Origin of the sequence: Paenibacillus sp. MZ03-122A (assembly GCF_024213325.1) — a bacterium.
Classification (GTDB): Bacteria; Bacillota; Bacilli; order Paenibacillales; family Paenibacillaceae; genus Paenibacillus; species Paenibacillus polymyxa_B.
This window is the reverse complement of sequence record NZ_JANAVI010000007.1, coordinates 237542-255284: the sequence shown is the minus strand read 5'-3', so window position 1 is coordinate 255284 and position 17743 is coordinate 237542. Positions and strand designations below refer to the sequence as shown.

At 51.1% G+C, this 17743-nt stretch carries 14 protein-coding genes; all 14 read left to right on the top strand.

Going from position 1 to position 17743, the window contains the following annotated elements; genetic code table 11:
- The first annotated feature begins 149 nt into the window (after positions 1–149).
- Complete coding sequence (gene nifB / locus NLX74_RS17145; RefSeq protein WP_254329410.1) at positions 150–1649, top strand: nitrogenase cofactor biosynthesis protein NifB; 1500 nt, start codon at positions 150–152, stop codon at positions 1647–1649.
- 6 nt (positions 1650–1655) lie between these two features.
- A complete protein-coding gene (nifH, locus tag NLX74_RS17140; RefSeq protein ID WP_254329409.1) occupies positions 1656–2522 on the top strand; it encodes a nitrogenase iron protein in 867 nt (288 codons plus the stop codon).
- A gap of 87 nt (positions 2523–2609) precedes the next feature.
- Positions 2610–4058 (top strand): nitrogenase molybdenum-iron protein alpha chain, encoded by a 1449-nt coding sequence (nifD, locus tag NLX74_RS17135; protein ID WP_254329408.1) that lies wholly within the window; start codon positions 2610–2612, stop codon positions 4056–4058.
- A complete protein-coding gene (nifK, locus tag NLX74_RS17130) occupies positions 4055–5584 on the top strand; it encodes a nitrogenase molybdenum-iron protein subunit beta (protein WP_254329407.1) in 1530 nt (509 codons plus the stop codon). Before nifD ends, nifK begins: the two co-directional genes overlap by 4 nt.
- A 79-nt stretch (positions 5585–5663) precedes the next feature.
- Positions 5664–7025, top strand: coding sequence for a nitrogenase iron-molybdenum cofactor biosynthesis protein NifE (gene nifE, locus NLX74_RS17125; protein ID WP_069291235.1), 1362 nt, complete (start codon positions 5664–5666; stop codon positions 7023–7025).
- Entirely contained in the window at positions 7015–8322 is a 1308-nt protein-coding gene (nifN, locus tag NLX74_RS17120; protein WP_254329406.1) for a nitrogenase iron-molybdenum cofactor biosynthesis protein NifN, read from the top strand. Before nifE ends, nifN begins: the two co-directional genes overlap by 11 nt.
- On the top strand, positions 8319–8708 hold the full coding sequence (locus NLX74_RS17115; RefSeq protein WP_254329405.1) for a NifB/NifX family molybdenum-iron cluster-binding protein: 390 nt from the start codon (positions 8319–8321) through the stop codon (positions 8706–8708). Before nifN ends, NLX74_RS17115 begins: the two co-directional genes overlap by 4 nt.
- Before the next feature lie 91 nt (positions 8709–8799).
- Positions 8800–9564 (top strand): HesA/MoeB/ThiF family protein, encoded by a 765-nt coding sequence (locus NLX74_RS17110; protein ID WP_254329404.1) that lies wholly within the window; start codon positions 8800–8802, stop codon positions 9562–9564.
- A complete protein-coding gene (locus NLX74_RS17105) occupies positions 9542–10678 on the top strand; it encodes a homocitrate synthase/isopropylmalate synthase family protein (RefSeq protein WP_254329403.1) in 1137 nt (378 codons plus the stop codon). The genes NLX74_RS17110 and NLX74_RS17105 overlap by 23 nt, the downstream gene beginning before the upstream one ends.
- Before the next feature lie 241 nt (positions 10679–10919).
- On the top strand, positions 10920–12656 hold the full coding sequence (locus tag NLX74_RS17100) for an ABC transporter ATP-binding protein (RefSeq protein WP_254329443.1): 1737 nt from the start codon (positions 10920–10922) through the stop codon (positions 12654–12656).
- Positions 12637–14475, top strand: a complete 1839-nt coding sequence (locus tag NLX74_RS17095) for an ABC transporter ATP-binding protein (RefSeq protein WP_254329402.1) — start codon at positions 12637–12639, stop codon at positions 14473–14475. The genes NLX74_RS17100 and NLX74_RS17095 overlap by 20 nt, the downstream gene beginning before the upstream one ends.
- A gap of 340 nt (positions 14476–14815) precedes the next feature.
- On the top strand, positions 14816–16015 hold the full coding sequence (locus NLX74_RS17090; RefSeq protein ID WP_254329401.1) for an MFS transporter: 1200 nt from the start codon (positions 14816–14818) through the stop codon (positions 16013–16015).
- Positions 16008–16667 (top strand): TetR/AcrR family transcriptional regulator, encoded by a 660-nt coding sequence (locus tag NLX74_RS17085; RefSeq protein WP_254329400.1) that lies wholly within the window; start codon positions 16008–16010, stop codon positions 16665–16667. The genes NLX74_RS17090 and NLX74_RS17085 overlap by 8 nt, the downstream gene beginning before the upstream one ends.
- A gap of 148 nt (positions 16668–16815) precedes the next feature.
- Entirely contained in the window at positions 16816–17727 is a 912-nt protein-coding gene (locus NLX74_RS17080) for an AraC family transcriptional regulator (RefSeq protein WP_254329399.1), read from the top strand.
- Positions 17728–17743: the final 16 nt, after the last annotated feature.

Sequence of the window (17743 nt, the reverse complement as noted above, 5' to 3'; positions counted from 1 at the left end):
TTTGACACATATGTGAAATGAGGATAAATGTCAGGGATTTCATGGAGAAGCGAATTGACTGTATTTGTCCCTGTCTCTAAGATGTAATTATATTCCAGGCAAAAACAGAGAATTGTGTTAGGGAATATAACGTAGAGAGGAGGGAATGAATGGACTCTTTAGCTGATCTCTCGGAAACCCCCTTAGCATTGGACACCCTTAGACGACATCCCTGTTATAACGAAGAGGCACATCGCTATTTTGCACGCATTCATCTTCCAGTAGCCCCGGCATGCAATATTCAGTGCCATTATTGCAACCGCAAATTCGATTGCGTCAATGAAAGCCGTCCCGGCGTTGTTAGTGAACTGCTCACGCCGGAGCAGGCGGCGAGCAAGACCTATGGCGTAGCGGCACAGCTGATGCAACTGTCCGTTGTCGGCATTGCGGGACCTGGAGATCCGCTGGCCAATGCGGAGGCAACCTTCGATACCTTCCGCCGGGTCCGTGAGACAGTTAAGGATGTCATATTCTGTCTCAGCACGAATGGCCTTACCTTGATCAGGCATATCGACAGGATTGTAGAGTTGGGTATTTCGCATGTCACGATCACGATTAATGCTGTAGATCCAGTGGTGGGGAGCCGCATTTATGGATGGGTCTACGATGAAGGAAAACGCTATGCAGGAGAGGAGGCCGCGCGGCTGTTGATTGACCGCCAGCTGGCAGGCTTGAAGATGCTGGCTTCGAGAGGCGTATTGTGCAAGGTAAACTCGGTGCTGATTCCCGAAGTCAATGATGCCCATCTGCCAGAGGTAGCCAGGGTGGTCAAGGAGCACGGCGCGGTACTGCACAACATTATGCCGCTCATCATCGCACCCGGCAGTCAGTATGAGCAGGAAGGGATGCGGGCCCCCCGTCCCCGTCTGGTCCGGCAGCTGCAGGAGCAATGTGCTGAGGCGGGAGCTGTCATTATGCGCCATTGCCGTCAGTGCAGGGCGGATGCGATTGGACTGCTGGGCGAGGATCGCAATCAGGATTTTACATGGGAGAACATTGCGGCTGCTCCTCCCATGGATGAAGAGGCAAGGGCACAATTTCAGAAAGAACTGGATGAGAAGGTGAGAGTGAGAATGGAACGCAAGGAGGGACAATCGCACCACAAAAAAACGTCAACCGGGGTTGGATGTAGCTGCCCGTTATCGGAGGATAAGCCTGAAGCAAGCTTTACCTCAAAGCCAGTCCTAATCGCTGTGGCCAGTCGTGGCGGAGGGAAGGTGAATCAGCATTTCGGTCGTGCCAAGGAATTCATGATCTATGAAAGCGACGGGACTATCGTAAATTTCATAGGCATTCGTAAGGTGCAATCCTACTGCCATGGGAAAGCCGATTGCAATGGAGACAAGGTCGAGACGATGAAGGAGATCCTTTCCATGGTGCATGACTGTGCATTGCTGCTGTCGTCCGGCATAGGCGAAGCTCCCAAAGAGGCATTGCAGGAAGCTGGCGTGCTGCCTATTGTATGCGGCGGGGATATTGAGGAATCCGTTCTGGAATATGTAAAATTTCTGCGTTATATGTATCCTGTGCAGAGCAATAAGGGAAGTAAGCGCAATAAGGGAGTTAAGGGCAATCATTCGGATTTACCCATTGAACATTTTGGAGGCTGAGAAAATATGAGACAAATTGCGTTTTACGGTAAAGGCGGTATCGGCAAATCGACAACCTCGCAGAATACACTGGCTCAACTCGCGACCAAATTCAAACAAAAAATTATGATCGTAGGCTGTGATCCCAAGGCAGACTCCACCCGTCTTATTTTGAATACGAAGGCCCAACAGACCGTGCTACATCTGGCTGCTGAAAGGGGCACGGTAGAGGATTTGGAGCTGGAGGATGTTGTCCAGAAGGGCTTCGGTGACATTCTGAACGTGGAATGCGGCGGGCCAGAGCCTGGTGTCGGCTGTGCAGGACGCGGCATCATCACAGCCATTAATTTTCTGGAGGAAGAGGGGGCCTACGAAGGGCTGGATTTTGTATCCTACGATGTACTGGGGGACGTCGTGTGCGGGGGCTTCGCCATGCCGATCCGGGAGAAGAAGGCGCAGGAAATCTACATTGTATGCTCAGGCGAAATGATGGCTATGTACGCTGCCAACAATATTGCGCGCGGGATATTGAAGTATGCTAACAGCGGCGGGGTGCGTTTGGGCGGATTAATCTGCAACAGCCGGAATACGGACCTGGAAGCGGAATTGATTACAGAGCTTGCAAGAAGACTGAATACGCAGATGATCCACTTTTTGCCGCGTGACAATGTTGTGCAGCATGCTGAGCTGCGCCGTATGACTGTTACCCAATATAACCCGGAACATAAGCAGGCTGCGGAGTATGAAGAGCTGGCAGGTAAGATTTTGAATAACGATATGCTGACGGTTCCTACTCCTATTTCCATGGAAGATCTGGAGGAGCTATTGATGGAATTCGGCATTATTGAGGATGAAGAAACCGCAATTAACAAAGCTGAGGCGTCTGGGCAGTAGGCTGTAGCCAGAAGGCTTAATGACGGAATCATCGTGTGATGGTGGGGGAGCTGAACGCACAGCTCGCAGGAGGGAGGAATAGGCCAAATGAGCAGTATTGTGGATAAGGGAAAGCAGATCGTAGAGGAGATACTGGAGATATATCCCGAGAAGGCCAAGAAGGATCGGACCAAGCATTTTGAGATCGCGGATGAGGAGCTTGTGAACTGCGGAACCTGTTCCATCAAGTCCAACATGAAATCACGGCCCGGCGTTATGACAGCAAGGGGGTGTGCTTTTGCAGGCTCCAAGGGTGTGGTATGGGGCCCGATTAAAGACATGGTGCACATTAGCCATGGTCCCATCGGCTGCGGGCAATACAGTTGGGGTACCCGACGCAATTATGCGAATGGGGTATTGGGCATCGATAATTTTACCGCCATGCAGATTACCAGCAATTTTCAGGAAAAGGATATCGTGTTCGGCGGAGATAAGAAGCTGGAGGTGATCTGCAGGGAAATTAAGGAGATGTTCCCGCTGGCCAAAGGCATCTCCGTACAATCTGAATGTCCGGTCGGACTGATTGGTGATGATATCGGGGCTGTGGCCAAAAAGATGACAGAGGAGCTGGGCATTCCGGTCATTCCTGTACGTTGTGAGGGCTTTCGCGGGGTGAGTCAGTCTCTGGGTCATCACATTGCCAATGATGCTATCCGAGATTTTCTAATGGGACGCCGTGAGCTAAAGGAGTGCGGGCCTTATGATGTCTCCATTATCGGGGACTACAATATCGGCGGTGATGCCTGGGCCTCGCGCATTTTGCTGGAGGAAATGGGACTGCGGGTCATAGCGCAGTGGTCGGGTGACGGTACGATCAATGAGCTGGGGATTGCCCATAAATCCAAGCTCAATCTGATCCATTGTCATCGTTCCATGAATTATATGTGCACAACAATGGAGCAGGAATACGGAATTCCCTGGATGGAATATAACTTCTTTGGCCCGACGAAGACGATGGAAAGCCTCAGAGCGATTGCTGCCCGCTTTGACGAGACGATTCAGGAAAAATGTGAGCAGGTCATTGCCCAATATATGCCGCAGATGGAGGCGGTCATCCGTAAATACCGCCCACGTCTGGAAGGCAAAAAGGTGATGCTTCTGATTGGCGGGCTGCGGGCAAGGCATACCATCGGTGCCTATGAGGATCTGGGTATGGAAATTGTGGCTACAGGCTATGAATTTGCCCATAAGGATGATTACGAAAAGACGTTTCCCGATGTAAAGGAAGGCACTGTTTTGTACGATGATCCAACGGCCTATGAACTGGAGGAATTGGCCCAGCGGCTGAATATTGACTTAATGGGCGCCGGAGTCAAGGAGAAATACGTGTATCACAAAATGGGCATTCCCTTCCGTCAAATGCACTCCTGGGATTACAGCGGGCCTTATCATGGTTTTGACGGCTTTAAGATTTTTGCGCGTGATATGGATATGACCATAAACAGTCCAGTATGGAGCCTGCTGCCATCACGGCAGACTGCGGAGGTGTCGGTATGAGCGAGCGTCTGAACATTGTCGATCACAATCAGTTGTTTCGGCAGGATAAATATGTGCGCCAGCGTGAGGAGAAACGGGCTTTTGAGGCCCCTTGCTCGCCAGAGGAGGTTACCGCCACCCTGGAGTATACCAAGACCAAGGAATACAAGGATAAGAATTTCGCTCGTACAGCCGTAGTTGTGAACCCGGCCAAGGCTTGTCAGCCGCTGGGAGCGGTCATGGCTGCGCTGGGCTTCGAAAAAACGCTCCCGTTCATTCATGGCTCACAGGGCTGTACGGCTTATTTCCGCAGCCATCTTGCCCGCCACTTCAAAGAGCCTGTTCCTGCCGTCTCCACCTCGATGACCGAGGATGCCGCCGTATTCGGCGGCATGCGCAACCTCATTGACGGTATAGAGAACTGCATTGCCTTGTATCAGCCGGAGATGATTGCGGTATGCACGACCTGTATGGCAGAGGTGATCGGGGATGATCTGTCTGCCTTCCTGGCCAATGCCCGTCAGGAGGGAGCCCTTCCCGAGGATATGCCGGTTCCTTTTGCCAATACCCCCAGCTTCTCCGGTTCACATATTACAGGCTATGACGTCATGCTGCGCTCTGTGCTGGAGACGCTGTATAACAAGTCAGGCCGGACGCCGCAGCCTGGTCATGAATTGAAGCTGAATGTGCTGCTCGGGTTTGACGGATATACGGGCAATTTTGCGGAAATGCGGCGCATACTGGGGATGTTCGGCGCTACGTATACCATTCTAGGTGACCACAGCAGTAATTTTGATTCAGGGGCTACTGGAGAGTACAGCTACTATAACGGGGGAACGCCGCTTGAGGATGTGCCCAAGGCCGCAGATGCTGCCGGCACGTTGGCGATCCAGCAGTACTCTCTTCGTAAAACATTAGGTTATATGAAGCAAACCTGGGGGCAGCAGGTGTTCTCCATCTCCACACCGCTGGGCATCCGGGCTACAGATCGGTTGCTTGAGGAGATTAGCCGCCTGTCTGGAAGAGAAATTCCCGAGGCATTGAAGCAGGAGCGCGCCCGAATTGTGGATGCCATGATGGATTCGCATGCTTATCTGCACGGCAAACGAGTGGCTATGGCGGGAGACCCGGATATGCTCATCGGCCTGATTGGCTTTTGTCTGGAGCTGGGCATGGAGCCGGTGCATATTGTGTGCTCCAATGGGGACCGGAAATTTGAGAAGGAAGCAGAGCTTCTGCTGAAGTCCAGCCCTTACGGTGCAGAAGCCACGGTTCATTCCGGTCAGGATTTGTGGCATATGCGTTCGCTGCTGTTCCAGACCCCAGTAGACCTGGCTATTGGTAGCTCCCACCTGAAGTTCGCGGCGAAAGAAGCGAAAATTCCATTGCTCCGTGTGGGCTTTCCGATCTTCGACAGGCATCATTTGCATCGTTATCCGATTATCGGCTACCAGGGTGCGCTAAATCTGCTTACCCAATTCGTGAATACCGTACTGGATGTCATGGAGGAGCAGGCTCCGGATCATAGCTTTGATCTAGTGCGCTAACTGCTGTATCGCGTAGATGGAAGTTGACAGCTTGCTTGTGATTTCAATGGATTCTATCTGAAATAAGGGGGTTGTGCGGATGGAGCCGGCTGTGTCTAACGGAAGGCTGGAGGTATCCTGCGGCAAAAAAATTCCCAAAAGCACGCCCTGTCCCCGGCCTGTGCCGGGGGAGGCTTCGGGTGGCTGCTCCTTTGACGGGGCCCAGATTACACTGATCCCCATTGCAGATGCGGCTCATCTGGTGCACGGGCCGATTGCGTGTCTCGGCAATAGCTGGGAGAGCAGAGGCAGCCTGTCCAGCGGCCCGGAGCTGTCGGCGTATGGCTTCACTACTGATCTTGGAGAACAGGACATCATTTTTGGTAGTGAACAAAAGCTGCATGAATCGATCCGCTACATTGTCAGCCGCTTTGCTCCTCCCGCTGTATTCGTCTATACCACATGCGTCACAGCCCTCACGGGTGAAGATATCGAGGGAGTTTGCAAGGCTGAATCAGAGCAGCTGGGAACGCCGATCATTCCGGTGAACAGCCCGGGATTTGTGGGCAGCAAGAATCTCGGGACCCGGCTGGCCGGAGACGTGCTGTTCCAGCATATTATCGGCAGCACCGAGCCGGAACAGACAACCTCCCATGATATCAATCTCATTGGGGAATACAATATCGCCGGCGAGATGTGGCATATCGAGCGGCTGATGCAGCAGGCGGGAATGAGTATCCTGTCCCGAATTACCGGAGACGGTCGGTTTCGTGAGGTGGGATGGGCGCATCGTGCCAAGGCCAATATGGTCGTATGTAGCCGGGCTTTGCTGGGTCTGGCAGTCCAAATGGAGCGTAAATACGGCATTCCTTATTTTGAAGGTTCATTTTATGGAGCAAAGGAGACGAGTTATTCCTTGCGACAGATGGCTTACCTGACCGGAGATCGTGATGTGGAGAGACGGGTGGATAAGCTGGCCGCACGGGAGGAAATGAGGCTATCGCTGGAGCTGGAGCCCTACCGCAAGCAGCTGAAAGGAAAGCGGGCAGTGCTCTATACCGGGGGTGTAAAGAGCTGGTCTGTCATTACGGCTTTGCAGGAGCTGGGCATTAAGGTGGTTGGTGTAGGCACGAATAAAAGCACTGCCGAGGATGTATCCCGGATTGCTGACCGTATCGGAGATGATGCGGAATACATCCCGGAAGGCGGCGCCCGGCAGATTCTCAAGACCGTACGGAGCCGCAAGGCAGACATGGTCATTGCCGGGGGCCGGAACATGTATATGGCGCTTAAGGAACAAATTCCTTTTGTGGACATCAATCAAGAACGGCACAAAGCCTATGCGGGCTATGACGGGCTGTTATCTCTGGCGAAACAGCTTGTGCATACGCTACAGCATCCGGTATGGGAACTGACCGCCAAATTGGCTCCATGGGAGGAGGAGACGGAATTTGCCGATTAAATCCGCCACGAAGCCTGTCAGTGTCAACCCGCTCAAGGTAGGACAGCCTTTGGGCGGCGTGCTGGCTCTGCAGGGGATGTATCGCTCAATGCCTTTGCTGCACGGCGCTCAGGGCTGCTCGGCCTTCTCCAAGGCGCTGCTGACTCGCCATTTTCGAGAGCCGATTGCCGTTCAGACCTCTGCGCTGCAAGAGATGGACGTTATATTTGATGCAGATCGGAATCTGGAGGAGGCGCTGGATCATATCTGGTCCAAACACCATCCAGATGTCATCGGCGTGATCAGCACGGCCCTCACCGAGGTGGCAGGCGTTGATTTTCAGTCTAGGGTAAAGGCATTCAAGCGAGAACGGGCATTGAAGGACAGTCTGCTGTTTTCTGTATCGCTGCCTGATTTTCACGGTTCTCTGGAGACGGGCTACAGCAGTACAGTAGAGTCGCTAGTGGATGCCGTACTCGGGTTAGTCGGAGGCAAGTCCCCCAAAAAACAGCGCCGGACGCAGGTCAATCTGCTGCCGGCTTCTTATCTGACTGCCGGAGATGTCATGGAAATCAAGGATATTATTGCTTCCTTCGGCCTGGAGGTTATTACACTCCCCGATATCTCCACTTCCTTGTCCGGTCATCTGCTGACAGGTTTTTCCCCTTTGACGAGAGGGGGGACTCCGCTGGATTCAGCCTGCCAGATGCTGGAGTCTTCCTGCACCATTGCCATTGGCGCGAGCATGGAGCGTCCGGCGCGCAGGCTGACTCATGCCGCAGGCATTCCCTACCACTTGTTCACGGGTCTGTCTGGCTTGGCCGCGAGCGATGCATTCATACATTTTCTGCAGAAAATCAGCCGCGAGCCAGCCCCTGTTCGCTTCCGCTGGCAGCGTGAAAATCTGTTGGACAGCATACTGGATGCCCATTTCTATTATTCCGGCGCTTCCGCTGTAGTGGCGCTAGAACCGGATCATATGCTGTCGACCGCAGCCTGGCTGGAGGAGATGGGAGTGGAACTGAAACGGCTAATAACACCCTGCAGCACGCCCGCACTGCAAAAGACAGAACGGGAAGTCTGGATCGGTGATCTGGATGACGCAGAGGAGAGCGCGCAGGGCGTTGATTTGTGGATCAGCAATTCGCATGGAAGAAAGGGAGCGGCACGGGCTGGCGCCTCATTCGTGCCGGCAGGCTTGCCGGTGTATGACGAGCTGGGCGCCCACACATCCGTAAGCGTCGGATACCGTGGAACCATGGAATGGGTGAATAAGGTGGGCAATGTATTACTTGCCGAGAGGGGGAAGGGAGGATGAAGGTTGCATTTGCGACGGAAGACGGTGTGCTTGTGAATGCTCATTTTGGGCAGAGTCCTATGTTCACTGTATTCGAAATCCGGCACTCAGGCGTCCAGTTCCTGGAGCATCGGCGGATAGCCCTGGGGAGCGATGAGAACGAGGCGGGCAAGATCGCCAGCCGAATTAGCCTGATCGAGGATTGTGCCTTGATCTTTCTGGTACAGATCGGCGCTTCGGCCGCCGCACAGGTTACCAAGCGGACCATTATGCCTGTGAAGGTGGCCTTCGGCAGCACCATTGAGGAGCAGGTCCAGCGTCTCCAGAATATGCTGGCTCGTAATCCGCCCATGTGGCTTGCCAAAATCCTGCATGCTGAGGAGGGCAGTGGCAAAGCCGAATCATGAGCCTTCTGTAAGGAAGAGAAACCAGATATGGTGTCAAGATCCTGCGGACCGAATATCTTAATGGCGGGGCCGCATATGGAGGGGGTGGAGAATGGTACAGCTGCTGGAAGACAGTAGATACGGACGCCAGTTGAAGCTGCTGGGAGTGGAAGGTCAGAACAAGCTAAAGCAAGCTACTGTTATGGTCGCAGGCATCGGAGGATTGGGAGGAACAGCGGCCATGTACCTGGCCGCTGCCGGAGTGGGAAAGCTGATATTGGCCCATGAGGGCGTAATCCATTTACCCGATATGAACCGGCAGGTGCTGATGGACAGCGGACGAATCGGGGAGGAACGGATGGAGACGGCATTGCAGCATTTGTATCGTATTAACCCAGAGACCCAACTTGAGGGCTACGCCCACAGAATCACGGAAGGATCCTCTGGACCATGGGTAGAAGCGGCGGATATCGTGATTGATGCACGGTATGACTTTCCGGAAAGATATGCGCTGAACAGACTATGTGTTCGACATAGCAGACCGATGATAGAAGCGGCCATGTACGCCTATGAAGTATCATTGATGACCATTGATCCCGGTAGGACGGCATGCCTGGAATGTCTCTACCCGGAAGGCGGACAGCCTTGGGAGCCTCTGGGATTCCCGGTTCTGGGAGCTACCTCCGGTTTGATTGGCTGTATGGCTGCACTGGAAGCGGTCAAATGGATTACAGATGCGGGCAATCTGTTCACTGACCGTATGTACCGTATGAATGTGCTGGATATGAGCAGCTGCACCATAGCAGTCAAACGCAACCCGTGTTGTCCTTGCTGCGGAACGGGAGGGGATATAGATGAGTCAGTTGCATATTTGTGATACGACACTTCGTGACGGAGAACAGGCTCCGGGCGTTGCCTTTTCGGCCGAGGAGAAAACTGAAATTGCCATCATGCTGGATTCGGCGGGGGTGGAGCAGGCTGAGATCGGAATTCCGGCAATGGGAAAGGCGGAGTGCAGGTCTATTGCCAGGATTGCTGCTCTCGGACTTCAGATGAAGCTAATGACCTGGAATCGCGCGGTGTTCACGGATATTGATGCAGCTGAATCGACAGGCGTCGGCTGGGCCCATATTTCGGTTCCCGTGTCGACGGTGCAGATGAAGGCCAAGCTGGGTATGAATCCTGAGCAGGTGACAGAGCTGATCCGCAAGTCTGTCGATTACGGTCAGTGTAAAGGATTGACTGTTTCCGTAGGCTTTGAGGATGCTTCAAGGGCAGATGACCTGTTCCTTGAGCAGTTGGCGAATCAGCTCTACAGGGATGGCATCCGGCGCTTCAGATATGCCGATACGCTGTCTGTTCACCATCCCGCTGCGATAGCTGCCCGTATAGACAGGCTTGTATCGCGCGTGCCGCAGGATGTGGAGCTTGAGATTCACTGTCATAATGATTATGGTCTAGCGCTTGCCAATACACTGGCAGCTTTGCAGGCGGGAGCTGTCTGGGCCAGTACCACGGTGTCGGGACTTGGGGAAAGAGCAGGCAATACGGCGCTGGAGGAGGTGGTGATGTCGTGGAGGGACCTATATCAAGGAACCTGCAACGTCCGTCCCGAACTGCTGAACCCGCTGGCTGCACTGGTGTCTAAAGCCTCCAACCGAATCGTTCCCGAAGGCAAGCCCATTGTGGGAGACATGGTATTCGCCCATGAATCCGGCATACATATCAACGGTCTGCTAAAGGAGCGTGCCGCCTATCAGGCCCTTGATCCAAACGAGCTGGGCACTGACCATTCGTTCATACTCGGCAAGCATTCGGGCAGAAGTGCAGTTCAATATATGCTGGAGCAGGAAGGAATCGAGGCAGGCTCCGGTGAAATCAAGTTTGTGCTGGAGCGACTTCGCCTAGTCGGTGAAGATCCCAAGCGTGTCATCCATAGCGCGGATTTAAGGCGCTGGCTGCAGTATTATCCGGCAGAGCTGCCGAAATAACCGAAAAGGCGTTCCCGTCCGGTAAGTGTGACCGTGACTGGAACGCTTTCTTGTATATCTTTTAATTTCACAACCCGAGTCTCCAATTTGCTGGTTAAACGAAGCCGTTCAGAAGGGTATAATAAAATATAGTGCTGTATAAAGTGCGTATATATGGTTTTACAGCAGGTCTTGATTCATATAACCATGACACGCTGATCTGGAAGGACGGCTATGGGCAATTGGAGGAATGCTTGTGGGAATGATGTTTTCTTTTCTGAAAAAATATCGGGTTCCAGCCATCGCAGCGCTCGTGATGATGTTGCTGGAATTGACGCTAGAGCTATCGCAGCCATATTTGATCTCTAAAATCATTGATGAGGGCATCCGACAGCAGGATTTGTCCGTCGTCTGGTTATGGGGCAGTGTACTGGTGGGGAGTGCCGTTATCGCTTTTATGGCGGGCATATCCAGCTCTTTTTTTGCTTCACATGCAAGTCAGGGCTTCGGCTATGATTTGCGGGAAAAGTTGTACCGTAAAGTGCAATCTTTTTCGTATCCTGTGTTTAAACGTTTTGCCACTTCGTCGCTGATTACGCGCCTGACCGGGGATGTCACGCAAGTACAAGATACGGTGTTTATGAGCCTGCGGTTTATGACACGGGTTCCGCTTGTAGTCATCGGCAGTATTGTGATGGCACTGGTTGTACATTTCAGGCTTGGGCTGCTATTGGCGGTTATGGCCCCGGTGCTGTTCGTGTTTGTGCTGGTGATGATGCGGCGAACGGTCACTTTATTTAAGGGTGTCCAGCGTCGCCTGGATGACGTTAACGGAGTGATTCAGGAGAACCTGACAGGAATTCGGCTCATCCGGGTTTTTGTGCGGATGCGGCATGAAATCGAACGTTTTGCCCATTATGGAGGCGAATTGATGAAAGGGACGGTGTCCGCTTTACGCTGGACAGAAACGACGATGCCGTTCATTTTGTTTACGATGAATGCAGGGATTATTGCAGTACTTTGGTTCGGACGCGGTCAAATTTCCACTGGGGATGCCAGTGTAGGACAGGTGGTCGCAGTCGTCAATTATTCACTGCGGACGATTGGGGCCTTGTCTGCCTTGTCGGGTATCGTTGTTGTATTTTCCCGAGCTACTGCATCTACCGGGCGGATTCGAGAGGTCTTGGAAACATCTAATGAAGATGGGTCAGAGATGGAGTCTGTTTCAACACATCATACACGGATTAAGGGACAGGTGGAAATGGACCGGGTGAGCTTTCATTATCCGGGCAGTGATTTGGCTGTACTAAAGGATATGTCTTTTAGGGCGCGACCGGGCGAGCGGATAGCTATTATGGGGGCCACTGGCTCGGGAAAATCCTCACTTGTGCAGTTGATTACACGTCTGTATGAAGAAGATGAAGGTCATGTGCGCTTTGACGGAAAGGACGCTCGTGAACTGGATGCGTCCATATTACGAGAGGCGATTGGCTATGTCCCTCAGGAAGTGCTGCTATTCACCGGGTCGATTCGGGATAATATTGCTTGGGGGCTGGAGAGTGCCAGCCTGGAGCAAATTCAGAAAGCCGCACGCATGGCGCAAATCCATAATATGATTGAACGCTTGCCGCAAGGCTATGACACGATGCTCGGGCAGCGTGGCGTCAATCTGTCTGGCGGACAGAAACAGCGGCTTTCGATTGCCCGCGCACTGGTACGTCAGCCGGCAGTGTTGATTTTGGACGACAGCACAAGTGCGCTGGATGTAGGGACAGAAGCAGCACTACTGAATGCACTCGATGGTCTGTCCTGCACGACATTTCTCATTACGCAGAAGATCAGCTCGACCGCATCGGCAAATCAGATTTTACTGCTGGATGAGGGTCGCCTGATGGCAAGTGGAAGCCATGAGCATCTCATGGATAGTTCGGATCTGTATCGGCGTATCTATGAATCACAATATGGAAAGGAGGAGTCGCATGTTCAAGGAACTCATTGAACCGTTCCGTCAGCCTACACCGCCGTCTGGTGTGCTGCGAAATCCAGCGGGAGCTGAAGGACGCCACAAGGCCAAAGCGAAGAACTGGTCTGGCACCTTAGGACGGATATGGGCTTATCTGGCTCGCCGTAAGGCCAAACTGATGCTGGTACTGTTCATGGTCCTGCTCAGCTCCGGGCTAGCTCTGCTGGGTCCATATCTGGTCGGCGTGGCGGTTGATGATTTTCTCGAAGGTCCAGGTGGACGCACGTGGATTTATTTTCTCATCGGATTAGGAGCTGTATATCTGCTCAACTCGCTGACCTCCTGGCTGCAAAATATCTGGATGATCGAGATTGCCCAAGAGACGGTGTACCGCATGCGTTTCGATCTGTTTTCACATTTGCATCGACTACCGATTCCTTTCTACGGCAAACGTCAGCAGGGAGAGATCATGAGCCGTTTGACCAATGATATCGAAAATGTCAGTTCTACGCTGAACAGCTCCGCCATTCAGATTTTTTCGAGCATATTGACGCTAATCGGTACACTCACGGTGATGCTGTGGTTAAGCCCGCTGATGACCCTGCTGACTTTTATCGTGGTGCCGTTAATGGCTGCCGGGATGCGCTGGATCACACGTCGTACCGGGCCCTTATATAAGGAACGCCAGAAGAATGTGGGCGAACTGAACGGATACATCGAAGAAACGCTGTCCGGGCAGCAGATTATTAAAGCATTTTCGCAGGAAAAGAGAGTCATCTATGGTTTTGGCGAGCGTAATGACCGTATTCGGCTGTCGGGTTTCTGGGCCCAAACGATTTCAGGCTTCATACCGAAGCTGATGAACGGACTGAATAATCTCAGCTTTGCTATTGTAGCGGGGATCGGTGGGATTTTGGCCATTCGCGGCTCCATTACTATAGGTACAATTATTGTATTCGTAGAATATGCCCGCCAGTTCACCAGACCGCTGAACGATTTGGCTAACCAGTGGAACACCCTGCTGTCCGCTATTGCCGGAGCTGAGCGTGTATTTGAAATATTGGATGAAGATGAAGAGTCCAAGGATGAACGCGGGGCAGTGGAGGTAGCGCATGTGGAGGGGGCGGTGCGGTTTACGGATGTTTCCTTCGGTTATGATGAGGGAAGCGCTACGCTGAAAGGTATCTCCTTTGAAGCCAAACCTGGTGAAATGATCGCACTAGTCGGCCCAACCGGGGCAGGGAAAACGACACTGATCCAGCTCCTTTCCAGATTCTATAGCCCCGACAAGGGAACGATTACGCTGGACGGGCGCGACATTATTACCATCCGGCGTGAAAGCTTGCGTTCCCGTATGGCATTTGTGCTACAGGACTCCTTCCTGTTTCAGGGGACGATTCGTGAAAATATCCGCTTCGGCAGACTGGACGCCACCGATGAGGAGGTTGAACAAGCATCGAAATTGGCCAACGCCCATTCCTTTATCATGCGGATGAAGGACGGATACGACAAGGTGCTGGAAGTGAATGGCAGCGGCATCAGTCAAGGGCAAAAACAGCTGCTGGCTATTGCCCGTGCTATTTTAGCCAACCCTTCTATCCTTGTACTCGACGAGGCAACCAGCAGCATTGACACCATTACTGAGATGAAGATACAAGAAGGACTGGAGCGGCTTATGCAGGGGCGAACAAGTTTCGTCATCGCGCATCGGCTGAATACCATTCGTCAGGCTGACCGGATTCTGGTCTTGAAGGATGGCCGTCTGGAGGAGCAGGGTTCTCATGATGAACTGCTGGCTCACAAAGGCTTTTACAGTGATTTATATTATGGTCAGTTGAGAAAGCAAAGCTCTTAAGCGGCTCGCGATTAACAGCTTTGCAGGTATACTTAAAGAGGACTACCCCGGGGTGGTCCTTTTTAAGTATGCCTTTTTACAGGTACGTACTATTAAAGGACATTGTTCTGGTTGTGGCATGGGAATTGGGAGAAGACATGTGACACGGGTTCACCCAAGAAAGCTCCTGCTAAATTGGTAGAACAAATAAGAGGCATGTTACAGGAGTTTGCAAAACAGGAGCCCAATAGCTAGGCTTAATAGGTTTGTATTTTTATTTACAATGGCCCCTATTTCAACTAATATGGTTTACACATAGTAAAGGGTTACATAGTGTAAATGGTTGGAGGGGGTTACAAATATGAGCAGCTTACCTAAGTCTGCTACATTTCCACTTTTCATTCTGATGCTGAATTTGTTTATTGCTTTATTGGGTCAAGGTATGGTGATTCCCATTCTGCCTGAATATCTGAAACAATTTAATGCGGCAGGAGCTGCTGCGGGGTATCTTATTGCCGCTTTTGGAGCAGCACAGTTTATTTTTTCGCCCCTAGGTGGGCAGCTTTCGGATAGATGGGGTCGAAAATCCATGATCATCACCGGTCTGTTTTTAACGGTCATCTCGGATCTCATGTTTGCTGTTTCTACGACATTGCCTCTTCTATATATTGCCCGATTTATCGGGGGGATAGGTATTGGACTAATGGTTCCTTCCAATATGGCCTACGTCGCGGATATTACCACTTCTGAAACCCGAGCTAAAGGAATGGGATACTTGGGTGCCTCCATGAATTTAGGTATGGTGCTTGGTCCGGGGTTAGGCGGTATGATCGCTGAGTTTGGCATCAGGGTGCCCTATTTTTTTGCTGGTGGACTTGGACTTGTAGCTACGCTGCTTAGCTTGTGTATGCCAGAGACATTACCCAAGGAAAAACGAAAACCCGCTAGCCAATGGGGCCGCCGGGAGCCAATTCGCAGCCAAATCCTAAATTCATTTCGGACATCCTATTTTCGTTATCTCCTCCTCATTCTGGTCATGACATTAGGTTTGATGAATTACGAAACAGTGTATGCTCTTTTTGTAGAACGAAAATACGGTTTTGATGCCACTAAAATCTCAATGATCATTACGGTTGGTGCAATTATAGGCATCGTTGTGCAGATTTGGCTGCTCGATTATCTCATCAAGAGACTTGGAGAGATGAAGCTAATACGTCTCTCTTTGATCATGACAGCCATCGCTTTATTGTTAATGTTACTTAAGATCAATTTAGGTTATTTGCTGGCGGTATCGGCACTGTTTTTTGCTTTTAATGCCTTCCTAAGGCCAACCGTAAGTACAATGATCGCGAACTCAGCTGGTGATCGTCAAGGATATGCCGCCGGATTGAATACGACGTATACCAGCCTAGGCAATATATTGGGGCCTATTTTAGCGGGTTTGTTGTTTGACAAGCACATTCATATTCCTTATATTTTTGGTGCACTTATTCTTGCATCTGCCCTTTTCTTAACCTTACAAAAACCAAAAAATGAGAAACGGATGGTTGCTAATGACTGAGAACTGGCACCAGAATTTGAAAAACAAAAATCGGGAAGAGCTCATTGCTGCTGCGAAGGAACTTTTTATGAAGCAAAGCTTTCTCAAAGTTAATGTTAAGGATGTATGCAACGTGGCTGGTGTAAGCCGGGTCACATTCTATAAGCACTTTCAGTCCATGAACGAACTGATCTTTGAGGTTCAGATGGAAATCCTGGAGAGCATGACCGAATTTGTTAGAAGGGTGCCTTCAGCCGAAATGAGCGGGAAGAAGATGCTTACTTCGATGCTTGATGCATGGATTGATTACGCTTGGCAACATCCGGAATACATCAAGTTTATTCTTTTATTCGATTTGCATTACGAAGCTTATGATTCAAATCAAGAACTCAAAGAACAGTACAAAAATTTTGTTAGCAGGGGAAAGGAACGACATTTCCTGATGGATGCTCTGGAAGCTGGATTCCAAGATGGATCATTGAAGTCTGATACGGAACCCTTAAAGACCGCTCATTTTATCTTCACGTCTATGATGGGTATACTCCAGAAAATGAGTCTGACGTCCAAGGACGATTGGAATAACGAACTCGATGATATAGAAATTGCTAACCGATTTGCGGGAATGTTAATTCAGTATTTAAGTCCAGAAAGTGATAAATCCCCAACCTTTTAGGCAGAAGTCGCCTGTCATATTCCAGAGGATTTCAGATCGTCTGATGGAGTGAAATAGAAGTACATGGCTCAGTCTGTTAAACTGTGAAAATAGAGCGGTTGCAGATACGTTGCTGTGTTAGCCTTATCTATTTTGTGGAGGTGCGGGGATGAACGGAAGTCTGTTTGAGCCACGGCTGCGTGACGGGGATTATATTCCCCGTTTTTTTGCTTACTATTACAAGCAATGGCATGACTATACCATGTCTTACCACGATCATCATTCTACCGAAATTATGTACATGATTTCCGGCTTTTGCAGGGTAGATGTACAAACGGGAGAGAATGTGGAAGAAAGCATCACGCTGCGTAAAGGCGAGTTTATTATGCTAGACGCAGGTGTACCGCATCGACTGGTGGTGGAAGGAGAACAACCGTGCCGGATGCTAAATGTAGAGTTTGGTTTTTCGGAGGGAGTGAGAGTAGGACCGTCTATCCGACAAATGGCAGCAGAGGAGCAGGAGGTCACGACGCTCATGTCACGTCCGTTCCCGTATTTGGTACTATCGGACCCGGAAGAGGTATATTATGCGCTGAAAAGTCTCGTACTGGAGCTGGACCAACGCAAAGAACAGCCGGGTGCAATGGCCGAGATGCTTTTTATGCAATTGCTAGTACGAATTGCACGTCTACGAGAAGAGGCAGAGCGCAGCAACACGCAGCAAGCGGATATGTACATCAAACGATGCATTGAATTTCTCCATCTGAACTATGACCGAGATATTGTGGTTAAGGACATGGCGGCAGCCGTGAATCTGCACCCAGGTTATTTGCACCGTATTTTCAAAAAACATACTGGGCAAACGCTTACCGCGTATTTAACGATGCTGCGAATGGACAAGGCCCGTATGCTTCTTCAGCAAACGGACATTCCCATTCAAGAAATTGCCGATTATGTAGGCGTGGCCAGCAGGCAGTATTTTCATATGTTGTTCAAAAAGCACACAGGCCAAACCCCTGTAGAATACCGCTCAGCTGTGGAGCGCAATGTGAGGAACTATGCGGAGGAGGATAGGAGCTGATAATAAGAAGCCTCTG